Here is a 10,923-nt window from a genome sequence, read left to right as displayed (position 1 = left end):
TAGACTCCTGACGGATGGACGCTATCGCTGTCGGAAGCGATGCGGGGGGGGAGCTGTGTGATGCGCGGTGTTGTGGCCCGCGGTGCCATGGTGGTGTTTTCCATACCCCCTGTTGAGCAACCGACGTGCCAATTCTTGCACCACCGCCCAACTTGCCCCGCAGCCCCCGCCCGGCATGTGAAAAGCCCCACAAGACATGCGGGCCGCGCGTCCCCCTTGTGGCCTGCGGGTGTCGGCGCGCTTTACAGGGTGTAAAGAATCTCGACACCCCTGCTGTCAGGATTCTTTACGCCCCACGCAAAACGGCGGCGCATGCTGTCTGCATACGCCGCCGTCACAACCGGGTGCCACACGGGCACGGTAAAGAAGCCTCTGGTCAAAGGTCCGGGCCTGCCGCTGGGCCGCCAGCCCCCACGCTACCGCTGTTGGGAAATCAGGGCGTCCACCTGAATGCCATAGCGCTCAATACGCGAGAGGAGCGTGGGCCGCGACATGCCAAGGAGCTTCGCCGCCTGCGCCCTGTTGCCGCCCGTCAGCTTCAGCGCCTCGGTCACGGCAATGGCGCCGAAGTGGTCCTGAATCTCCTCAAAGGCGCGGTCCGTCTCCGAGGACGCAAGCCGCCGCCGCATCCAGCGCGCGGCCACGTCGTCCATGGAGTCGCCGCGTGCGGGGCGCAGGGTGCGTTCACCAAACACGGCGTGCTGCATGTTCTCCTGCGTTACCGGGCACTCGCGGGAGAAAATCATAGCCTTTTGCACAGCGTTGGACAGCTCGCGCACGTTGCCCGGCCAGTTGTGGGAGCGCACCACTTGCCGCGCCCCGTCGGTGAATCCCGGCGAAGGCTTGCCCATGCGCCGGGCGTACTTGCCCAGAAAATGTTCGGCCAGCAGCACCGCGTCGTCACCGCGCTCGCGCAGGGGCGGCAACAGCAGAGTAACGACCTTCAGGCGGTAGTACAGGTCCTCGCGAAAGCGCCCCTCGCTCACGGCCTGTTCCAGGTCGCGGTTGGTGGCCGCAATGATGCGCACGTCCACGGGCCGGGCCGCGCCGCCGCCAAGACGCTCCACACTGCGCTCCTCCAGCAGGCGCAGGAGCTTGGCCTGAATGCTCAGCGGCATGTCGCCGATTTCGTCGAGGAAAATGGTCCCGCCGTCGGCCTGTTCAATCTTGCCCACGCGCCGCGACACAGCGCCGGTAAACGCGCCCTTTTCGTAGCCAAACAGCTCGCTCTCCAGCAGTGTTTCCGGAATGGCCACGCAGTTGATGACGATGAACGGCTTCTCCGTGCGCAGGCTGTGCTGGTACACCGAGCGCGCCACCAGTTCCTTGCCGGTGCCGGATTCGCCGCGCACCAGCACGGTGGCGTCGGTTGGGGACACACGGCCAATGGACTTGTACACGTCCTGCATGGCGGGGCTGCGCCCCACAAGGGCGTCCGAGGCCTCGCTCTCGGGCGCGGCGTCCACATCCACGCGCGAGCGCATAAACCGCCCCGCGTCCAGCCCCTGCTCTATCAGCGTCAGGATGTCGGGGATGTCAAAGGGCTTGAGCACGTAGTCAAACGCGCCCAGCTTGGTGGCCTCGATGGCGGTTTCCGTGGTGCCAAAGGCGGTCATGACAATGACCGGGAGCTTTGGCTCAAAGGTATGCATGGCCTGAAAGCCTTCCAGCCCGGTCATGCCGGGCAGGCGCACGTCCATGATGACAAGGTCCGGGCACTGCCGCCGCACTTCCTCAATGCCCGTCTCCGCGGACTGGGCGGTGCGCACCTCGTACCCTTCCTGTTCCAAAAGCCGCCCAAAGCTCTGCCGCAGCTGGGCGTCATCGTCCACTATGAGGATCGAAGCCATTTTCCCTCCTCCCGTACGGGCAGGGTGATGGTGAACGTCGCTCCTTCACCGGGACGCGATGTCACGTTAATCCAGCCCCCGTGGTCCTCCACAATGCGCTTGGCAATGGACAGGCCGAGGCCGGTGCCTTCCTCCTTAAAGGAGTAGAACGGCTGAAAAATCATATTGCGGCGGCTGGCGGGGATGCCGGGGCCGCTGTCCGTAATGCGGATGGTGACCACCTCGCCAAGGGGATTGACGTAGCCTTCCTCCTCGGTGATGGCGATGCGCCCGCCGCGCCCCATGGCGTCGCACGCGTTGACGATGATGTTCACCAGCACTTCCTTGAGCTGTTCCGGGTCGGCCTGCACTTCGCGCAGGGCCGCGCCGGGGCTGTGCTCCACCTGCACCTCGTACGACTCCAAGCGGTGCTTCAACAGCCGCAGGGCGCTGATGACCACGTCCGTTGGCGAGACGGTCTGCATACGCAGTTTGGGCGGGCGTGAGAACTCCAAAAAGTTGCGCGCAATGGAATCAATGTGCGCAATCTCCTCGGTGATGACCTCAAAGTCCTCTTTTTGGTCCTCGGTCAGGGACAGGCTGCGGCCAAGGGAGAACAGGCGAATCTTCACCGACGTAAGGGGATTGCGGATACTGTGGGCCACACCGGCGGCCAGCTTGCCCGTCAGCGCCCATTTTTCGGATTGTTTCAGATGCTCGCGGCTGCGGCGGAGCTTGGAGTGGGTGACGTCCACATCCTCCAGCAGGGAGCGCACGCGCGAGCCAAGGGTAGTGAGTTCGTCCGGGCGCAGGGGGCCGCTGCGGTCGTAGCCCATTTCCTCGGCCATACGCCTGATGGGCTGGAGCACATGCCGGATGAGGAACCACGCCAAAAACACGCCAAGGCCAATGACGAGCGGCATGGCCGCAATGGAGGCATTGCGCAGGTCGTCCAGACGCTCAGCAATCTCCGCATTGGAAGTGGCGATGGTGTTTTCATGAAAGCGCCGGTAGCGCTGGCACAGATCCAGCAGTTCATGAAACTGCTGGCGGATGTCCTTGTGCAGGGCCGCGCCGTCGGCGAAGCGGTCGTGCTTGTAATAGTCGAGCACCTGCGCGCGGGTCGCCACGTAGAGGACGTAGCGCTCCTCAATATCGCGCAGAATGGCTTCGGCCTCCGGCGGGAGCGGATTTTCGCGCGCGGCGGCCAGCCAGTGCTCAAAGTTGCCGTGCTTTTCCTCCAGCCGATCCAGCCAGCCGGGGTCGTGGTCCTGCACGTAGTAGGTGGTCAGCCCCTTTTGGGTGACAAGGGCTATGGTGAGTTCCTCGGCGGCGCGGGTTCCGGCGTAGCTGCGGCCAACGGCGGTGTTCATGATGCCGTCCACGCGCAGGGCGTACCAGATGCCCACAAGCCCAACGCACAAGGTCACAATGACCATGACGAACAGGGTGAAGAGTATTTGTCCCCGCAGGGAAAGACGGTTCAGCATATCGTGGCCCGGGCTTCGCCCCGGGATGCGGCTAAGGATTTTCTCCATGCGTCAAAGGGATATGAGAACCGATGCGGCGGGCTTTGGGCAAGACAAAAATTCCTCGCATATCCTCCTGCAATGATAGAATTCACAAGGAAATCCGCGCTGTTCGATGGGTTCTGGCGATTAGGCGGTGCGGAGTTTTCAAGGGGGCGGGGCTGTGCTATTTTCCAGGCGACATGAACGAACACACTCCCCACACGCCGTCTGGCGCGCCAAAGCGCCGCCCGCACCCGCGCCTTGAGGTCATCGGCTTTGAGCCGCGATTGCATATGGAGCTTCCGCTCAATCTGTGCGCCGTTCAGGCGGGCTTTCCCTCCCCGGCGGACGACTACATCGACAAGACCCTCGACCTGAACGAGCACCTTGTGCGGCACCCCGCCGCCACATTCTTCGTCCGCGTCTGCGGCGATTCCATGCGCGACGCACGCCTGCACGACGGGGACATCCTCATCGTAGACCGCGCAGAAACCCCGCGCAACAATCAGGTGGTGGTGGCCGCGCTGGATGGCGAGCTGACGGTCAAACGCATCCGCCGCACGGCGGAAGGCCTATGGCTGATGCCCGAGAATCCCGAGTATCCGCCCATTGAGGTGCACCCGGAACAGGGCCTTGAAATCTGGGGCGTGGTCACCCACGTCATCCATTCGCTGTAGGGAGCGCGCCATGCCACAGCCCTGCGCCACAGCGGCCCCGGTCTATGCGCTGGTGGACTGCAACAACTTCTACGTCTCGTGCGAGCGGGCCTTTGACCCGTCCATCCGCACCACGCCAACGGTGGTCCTCTCCAACAACGACGGCTGCGTCATCGCCCGCAGTCCGGAGGCCAAGGCCCTTGGCATCGGCATGGCGGAACCCGCCTTCAAGCGCGACGGCTTCTTCCGCCAGCACGGCGTGCGGGTGTTCTCGTCCAACTACGCGCTGTATGGCGACATGTCGCGGCGGGTGATGGACATCCTCGCCACCTTTTCGCCGGATATGGAAATCTACTCCATTGACGAAGCCTTCCTGCGCCTTAAGCCCCTCACGGGCCGCAGCCTGACGGACCTTGCCAGCGAGATGCGGCGCACCGTGCGCCAATGGACGGGAATCCCCGTCTCCGTTGGGCTGGCGCCCACCAAGACCCTTGCCAAGCTGGCCAACCACTGGGCCAAGAAGCACACCGCATCCGGCGTATTCGACTGCGCCGCCTGCGCCGACGTGGACGCCCTGCTGGAGCGCATTGACGTTGGCGAGGTGTGGGGCATTGGGCGGCGCTACGCGGACAAGCTCCACCGCCTTGGGGTGCATACCGCGCGGCAACTGAAGGACCGCCCGGACCACTGGGTCCAACGCCGCCTGACCATCAAGGGTCTCATGACCGTGAAGGAACTGCGCGGTCAGCCCTGCATTCCCATTGAGGACGCTCCCCAGCCCCATAAATCCATTATGTCCTCGCGCAGTTTTGGCCGCCCCGTCACCACATGGGACGAGATGCTTGAAGCCGTCTCCGCCTACACGGCGCGCACGGCAGAAAAACTCCGCAGGCAAGGGAGCGTGGCCTCCAGCGTCATGGTCTTCATCAAGACCAACCACCACAAGCCAGAAGACCCGCAATACTCCGCAACGCGCACCATGCAGCTGCCCGTAGCCAGCGCGCACACGCCAACCCTCATCAAGGCCGCGCAAACGCTCCTCCGCGCCATCTTCCGCACGGGCTACCGCTACTGCAAGGCCGGGGTGATGGTTGCGGGGCTGGAGCGCGAGGACTCGCGCCAACTCAGCCTGCTCACCCTGCCGCCGGACCCGCTCCTGGCGCAGGACCCACGGCAGGACGCACTGATGGAGACCCTTGACGGCATCAACGCCAAATGGGGCCGCGACACGGTACAGTACGCGGCCACGGGCCTTGGCAAGCCGTGGAGCATGCGCCAGAACCACAAATCCCCGCGCTACACCACCAGCTGGAACGAACTGCCCGTGGTGAAGATGGGCTAGCGCGTCCGCGCCAGCCCGCCACCCCAACGCGTCACGCCCTGCGCTTTTCCAAGAAGGGAACCCCGCCCTACTTCCTGCGGCCGCGTCCGGGCTGGTCCCGGTCCTGCCAGCCGTCCATATGGCCACCGTTCATGTGGCGCCCATCCATCATGTTGTCATCCATACGCCTGCCGGGCATGCGCCCATCGTCCATGTGTCTGCCGGGCATACGCCCGTCATTCATATGCTGGCCGGGTACGTGGTCCTCATCCATATACCGGCCGGGACGCCCATCCGGGCCGCGCCAATCCTCGCGCCTGTCGCGGTACTCGTCTTTGCGCATATCACGCTCGCGGCGCATGTCGTCCTTGCGGCGCTGCTGCCAGTCCTTGCGCTCATCACGCATTCTTTCGCGGTCGAGCTTGTCCATGGCGCGCCTGTTGGCGTCGTCCTCACGGCGCATTTCGCGCCAGCGGGCATCGTCCTCACGCCGCTGCGCATTGCGCCGCTTCGGCGTCAGCATGCCATCCTGCGCCAAGGCGGCCTGCGCCGTCACCGTGGCCGCCAACGCGGCAGGAACACCAACGAGCAGCCGCAACATCCGGCGGCGGGTCAATCCATGTGGCATACACTTTCTCCTCTTCTGCTTGGTGCCGGGGTGCGCGCGGCCCAAAAGGAGTACGCCCATCGCTGCGCAAATCCTCCGCAGCACGGCCACGCATACAAAAACACCCCAGTGGAGTGTACGCCACCGGGGTGCAGTTGAAAACCGACTCAGAAATGTTCTTCACAGGAAACGCCGCGGGGTCAGTCGCCCTCCCCGTCACGCAACAGGTACCGCCCCAGCAGATCCACCGCCGCGCCGGACATACGCTCCGCCCCGAGGGGCGACTCCATCAGCACGCTGCGGTGGGCCACTTCCTCCACCACAACGTGCGTCAACTCCACAGCGGCGTCCATATCCTCCACCCGCAGCGCGGCGCGCATCGCACTCAAAAAGTCACGCAGGCGCTGACGCACGCGGTCCTCACCGCCACGGATGTAGGCGGCCACGTCCTCGTCCTGCATCTGCATAGCCAGCACCTCGCGGTGGAAGTCGCGGTTGGGACGGTGCGAGGCAATGGAAAAGGACACCAGCGTTTCAATGACCTCACGCGGGCCCGCCCCTTCACGGCGCAGGCGCTCCCCCGTTTCGAAGATGCCCTGCATAATGCCTTCCTCCAGCCGCATGCACACGGCCAGAAAGAGCGCCTTCTTGTCTTTGAAATAGCGGTAGAAGGAACCGGTCGCCACTCCGGCATCGGCGGCAATGGCCTTGGCCGTGGCTCCGTGGTAGCCGTCCTGAGAAAAGCGCTTGAGGGCGGCGTCCATAAGCCGCTCCTTCTTTTCCTCGGCGCGGCGCTGTTTGGGTGCGTATTCCCCGTTGGTCCATGTCATGCGGTTTGGTCTGTCTCCTCTTTACGGACGATGGCCGAGCGCTCACGAAAAACCTTGGGGCGGGATTCCAGTATCAATCCAGCCTCCTGCGCCATCGTCACTTCCTGTTCAAAGCGCTCGGCCCCAACATGCCCCAGAGGCTCCATGATGTACAGCCGTCCGCCCGGACGCAGGATGGCGGCGGCCTGCGCCAGCGCGGCCCCCGGGTCCGGGAGTTCATGCAGGACATTGCAGGCAAGGATAAAGTCCACAGGCGTCTTGACGGGAATGACGCGGGGCGGGCACAGGACAGGAATCACCCGTCCCATAAGGCCAGCACGGCGCGCGCGGCGGCGCAGCACCTTCAGCGCGCCCTCCTGCACGTCCACGGCATAGACCACGCCGCCCGGCCCGACCATCCGCGCCATGCCAAGGGAAAAGTGCCCCAGCCCGCAACCGATATCCACCACACGCATCCCCTCGCCCACATACGGCCCAAGCAGCTTCTGCGGCGGATGCATCAGTTGGCGCAGGGGATTGTCAAAAGTATAGGCCACCCACCACGGGCAAATCTTCCCCGCGTGCTTGGCGTCGTCCCCGCGTGGCTGTCCGGCCGCCTTCCCGGGGTGCCTCACCTGCCCGGCGCCGCCAATATCCGGCGCATCCCGGCGGACGGCATCTGCTCCGGTAGCATGTGACGCCGCTTGCGCACCACCTGCCTGCGCCGCGCTCTGTGGCAACGCCGCACCCTGCGCACCATCCTGCACCACTCCGCAGAGATACGCCGCGCCCAGACCCTGTCCATCCGCTCCGCCGCATGCCGGGGCTCTTCCCTGACGCCCTGCGTCCACCTCGCCGCGTGGCGACATCGCGCCATTCACTGCCGCCGCATCCCGCACGCCGCATGGTCCATCCACGACGCGCTCCGGCGCTCCGGGAGCCACCGCTCCCACACTCCTGCCGCCATTCTCCGCACATGGAGCCCCAGTCGGCATCTGACCTTTCCGCATATGACTCTCCTTTCGTCCTCTTTTTGGAAAACATGAACCTGAGTTCACGTTCATGTCAAGCAAAAAGAAGTCGATAACAGTTCCTATTCGCAGTAAGAATTCATAGCAGCGCGCTCGAATTGCCGCATCCCCCGGCAACTGCGGCGCATCCGGCAACGGCCCAGCACAGGAGGCCTGACAGCACACCGGGAGCGTGGTACAGTATCCGCAATATTTCACGCCTAGCGGCACAATTGATTGGAAAGCATCCGGAGGCGAAATGCGCATCTATCCGCGGAAACCGAAAAACGTCTATTATTTTGGAACATGCCTTGTGGATATGGCCTATCCCGATACCGGAATGTCCGGCATACGCCTGCTCCAGCGCGAGGGGCTGCGGGTTGTGTATCCGCAGGACCAAAGCTGTTGCGGCCAGCCCGCCTATAACTCCGGCTATATGGACGAGGCCCGCGAGGTCGCCCGCAAACAGCTGGACGCCTTTCCCGAGGACTGGCCCATCGTGGTGCCCTCCGGCTCCTGCGCCGGAATGATGCACCGCCACTACCCCAAGCTCTTTGAGGGCGACCCCGACGAGCTGCGCGCCAAGGCCTTTGCCGACCGCGTGTTCGAGCTGACGGAATTCCTGGTGAACGTCTGCGGGGCCACCTATACGGACAAGGGCCAGCCCGTCACCGTCACGTGGCACTCCTCCTGCCACGCCATGCGCGAGATGGGCGTCACCGAAACCTGCAAAAACCTCGTCAGCCAGCTGGAGAATGTGACCCTCATTGAGCTGGAGCGCGAATACGAATGCTGTGGCTTCGGCGGCACCTTCTCGGTAAAACAGCCGGAAATCTCCGCCGCCATGGTCAAGGACAAGGCCCAAAGCGCCGCCGACACCGGAGCAACCATCCTCCTCAGTGGCGACTGCGGCTGCATCATGAACATCACCGGCGCGATGGAAAAGATGAACATTGCCATGACCGGCAAACACATCGCCGACTTCCTGTGGGAGAGAACCAATGGCTAAGGCGTTCAATTTCAAAAAGAATGTCGTGGAAGCCCTTGCCGATGCCCAGCTTCGGCAGAACTTCGCCACCGCCATGGGCGGCTTTATCATCAAGCGCCGCAACCTGCTCTCCGACGCCGAGGAGCGCGAGAGCCTGCGCGATGCGTGCTCCATGGTCCGCCGCCGTACCTTGGCCAAACTGCCGGAGCTGCTGGAACAACTGGAAGCCAACTGCGCGAAAAACGGCATCCACGTCCACTGGGCCGAAACCACGCACGAGGCCAACGACATCGTGCTCAGCATCCTGCGCCAGCACGACGCCACCCGCGTGGTCAAGGGCAAGTCCATGGTGTCCGAGGAAATGCATCTCAACACGCATCTGGAAAAGAACGGCATGGAGGTCACGGAAACCGACCTTGGCGAGTTCATCATCCAGCTTGCGGGCGAGCCGCCCTCACACATCATCGTTCCCGCCGTGCACAAAAACCGCCAACAGGTGGGCCGCATCTTCGAGGAGCACCTCGGCGTGCCCTATACCGAGGACATCCCGGAGCTGAACGCCACCGCCCGCCGCACCCTGCGCAACAAGTACAAGGAAGCCGACGCGGGCATCTCCGGCGTCAACTTCGCCGTGGCGGAAACCGGCACCCTGTGCCTTGTGGAGAACGAGGGCAACGGCCGCATGTGCACCACCGCCCCGCCCCTGCACATTGCCGTTATGGGGCTTGAGAAGGTCGTGGAGCGGCTGTCGGACATCCACCCGGTGTACCGCCTGCTCACCGCGTCCGCCACCGGGCAGCTGATCACCACCTATTTCAACATGATCACCTCGCCCCGCAAAAAGGGCGAGATGGACGGCCCGGATGAGGTGCATCTGGTCATTCTGGATAATGGCCGCAGCACCATTCTTGCCGAACCGCTCATGCGCGAGACCCTACAGTGCATCCGCTGCGGCTCGTGCCTGAACCACTGTCCCGTGTACACACGCATTGGCGGGCACGCCTATGGGCACGTCTACCCCGGCCCCATCGGCAAGATTCTCACCCCGCAGATGACAGGCCTTGAGGAATCCGGCGTGCTGGCGACGGCCTCCAGCCTGTGTAATGCCTGCGAAGAGGTCTGCCCCGCGCGCATCCCCATTCCGGACATCCTGCGCGCCCTGCGGCAGGAGAACAACGCCCGCAAGGGCACCGGTTCGGTCAAGGGACACGGCAGCAAGCGCAAGCCCACCGAAGCCTTTGTCTGGAAGGGCTGGCAGCTGGTAAACACCACCCCGGCGCTCAACGCCGTGGTCACCCGCATTGCCGGGGCACTGGGCGACAAACTGCCGCCCGCAGGTCCCCTTGGCGCGTGGATGAGTGTGCGTACCCGGCCCAAGCTGGCCAAGAAGAGTCTGCATCAGATGTGCAAGGAACAAGGAGTGGACAATGTCTAGCGAATCCGCGCGCGAGCGCATTTTGAACCGGCTTGTCCTCGCCAACCGCAAGGCCGCCGGATATGTGGGAGAGGTTCAGGCCATGCCTGTACCCACGTGGAATACCAAACAGCGCGTGGAGCGCATGCGCAAGCTGCTCACCGCCTCCAGCGCCGAGGTTATCGTCTGCCCCAAGGCCAAGTGGACGGACGAGCTGAAAAAGACCATCGCCGGACGCGGCTGGAACGCCCTGCTCCACGCCCCGGGCACCGATGTGGGCAAGGACGTCGCCAAGGCGTGGAAAGGCGACGACGCCGACCTGCCGCCGCTGGAAACATGGTCCGGTCCCATTGAGGAGTACAAGGAGCGCCTGTTTGAGGTGGACGCCTCCATCACGGGCACAGTGGGGGCCGTGGCCGAACAGGGAGCCCTTGCCATGTGGCCGACGCCGGAAGAGCCGCGCCTGATGTCGCTGGTGCCAGCCGTGCATATCGCCGTGCTGGACGCCGCAGACATTCACGCCAACTTCCCACAGCTTATGGAGAAACAGCGCTGGGGCGCAGGCATGCCCACCAACGCCCTGCTTGTTTCCGGCCCCTCGCGCACCGCGGACATCGAAATGCAGCTGACCATCGGTGTTCACGGGCCCAAGGAGCTTATCGTCATCATCCGCGAATAGCGCGCCAACGCACTTTTCGCCGCCCAGCCGTCTTCGCGCCCGCATTCCGCCAAGGGATGCGGGCGCGTTGTGGTTTCCTCCTGCGTGCGCCTGCGGCTC

Annotated in this window: 10 protein-coding genes; 5 read left to right on the top strand and 5 right to left on the bottom strand. The window is 64.1% G+C overall.

Annotation, left to right across the window (positions count from 1 at the left end; translation table 11 throughout):
- Window positions 1-416: 416 nt before the first annotated feature.
- Both ACY69P_RS09020 and ACY69P_RS09015 read right to left on the bottom strand, forming a co-directional pair.
- On the bottom strand, window positions 417-1,850 hold the full coding sequence (locus ACY69P_RS09020; RefSeq protein ID WP_459901265.1) for a sigma-54-dependent transcriptional regulator: 1,434 nt from the start codon (window positions 1,848-1,850) through the stop codon (window positions 417-419).
- Window positions 1,832-3,319: a sensor histidine kinase gene (locus ACY69P_RS09015; protein WP_462327231.1), complete on the bottom strand. Its 1,488-nt coding sequence runs from the start codon at window positions 3,317-3,319 to the stop codon at window positions 1,832-1,834. Before ACY69P_RS09015 ends, ACY69P_RS09020 begins: the two co-directional genes overlap by 19 nt.
- A 221-nt stretch (window positions 3,320-3,540) precedes the next feature.
- On the opposite strand from ACY69P_RS09015, the gene ACY69P_RS09010 reads away from it, so the two are divergent.
- The gene (locus ACY69P_RS09010) at window positions 3,541-4,017 is read left to right on the top strand and encodes a LexA family protein (RefSeq protein ID WP_462327230.1); all 477 of its coding nucleotides are present in this window, start codon (window positions 3,541-3,543) and stop codon (window positions 4,015-4,017) included.
- Window positions 4,018-4,027: 10 nt separating this feature from the next.
- Complete coding sequence (locus ACY69P_RS09005) at window positions 4,028-5,338, top strand: Y-family DNA polymerase (protein ID WP_462327229.1); 1,311 nt, start codon at window positions 4,028-4,030, stop codon at window positions 5,336-5,338.
- Between the two features lie 67 nt (window positions 5,339-5,405).
- On the opposite strand, the gene ACY69P_RS09000 is transcribed toward ACY69P_RS09005, so the two are convergent.
- From ACY69P_RS09000 to ACY69P_RS08990, 3 genes are all read right to left on the bottom strand, one after another.
- Entirely contained in the window at window positions 5,406-5,945 is a 540-nt protein-coding gene (locus ACY69P_RS09000) for a hypothetical protein (protein ID WP_462327228.1), read from the bottom strand.
- A gap of 179 nt (window positions 5,946-6,124) precedes the next feature.
- Window positions 6,125-6,754 (bottom strand): TetR/AcrR family transcriptional regulator, encoded by a 630-nt coding sequence (locus tag ACY69P_RS08995; RefSeq protein ID WP_459901255.1) that lies wholly within the window; start codon window positions 6,752-6,754, stop codon window positions 6,125-6,127.
- Window positions 6,751-7,650 (bottom strand): class I SAM-dependent methyltransferase, encoded by a 900-nt coding sequence (locus tag ACY69P_RS08990; RefSeq protein WP_462327227.1) that lies wholly within the window; start codon window positions 7,648-7,650, stop codon window positions 6,751-6,753. Before ACY69P_RS08990 ends, ACY69P_RS08995 begins: the two co-directional genes overlap by 4 nt.
- A 352-nt stretch (window positions 7,651-8,002) precedes the next feature.
- Here ACY69P_RS08990 and ACY69P_RS08985 point away from each other — a divergent pair, with 352 nt between their 5' ends.
- From ACY69P_RS08985 to ACY69P_RS08975, 3 genes are read left to right on the top strand one after another with little or no spacing between them, the layout of a single operon-like run.
- A complete protein-coding gene (locus tag ACY69P_RS08985; protein WP_404843281.1) occupies window positions 8,003-8,752 on the top strand; it encodes a (Fe-S)-binding protein in 750 nt (249 codons plus the stop codon).
- Window positions 8,745-10,166, top strand: a complete 1,422-nt coding sequence (locus ACY69P_RS08980; RefSeq protein ID WP_404843282.1) for a LutB/LldF family L-lactate oxidation iron-sulfur protein — start codon at window positions 8,745-8,747, stop codon at window positions 10,164-10,166. Before ACY69P_RS08985 ends, ACY69P_RS08980 begins: the two co-directional genes overlap by 8 nt.
- Entirely contained in the window at window positions 10,159-10,824 is a 666-nt protein-coding gene (locus tag ACY69P_RS08975) for a LutC/YkgG family protein (RefSeq protein WP_459901250.1), read from the top strand. The genes ACY69P_RS08980 and ACY69P_RS08975 overlap by 8 nt, the downstream gene beginning before the upstream one ends.
- The last annotated feature ends 99 nt before the right edge of the window (window positions 10,825-10,923 follow it).

This window comes from Desulfobaculum sp. (genome assembly GCF_054921475.1).
Note: the sequence above shows the minus strand (reverse complement) of the source record. Positions and strands in the feature narration are given on the sequence as shown.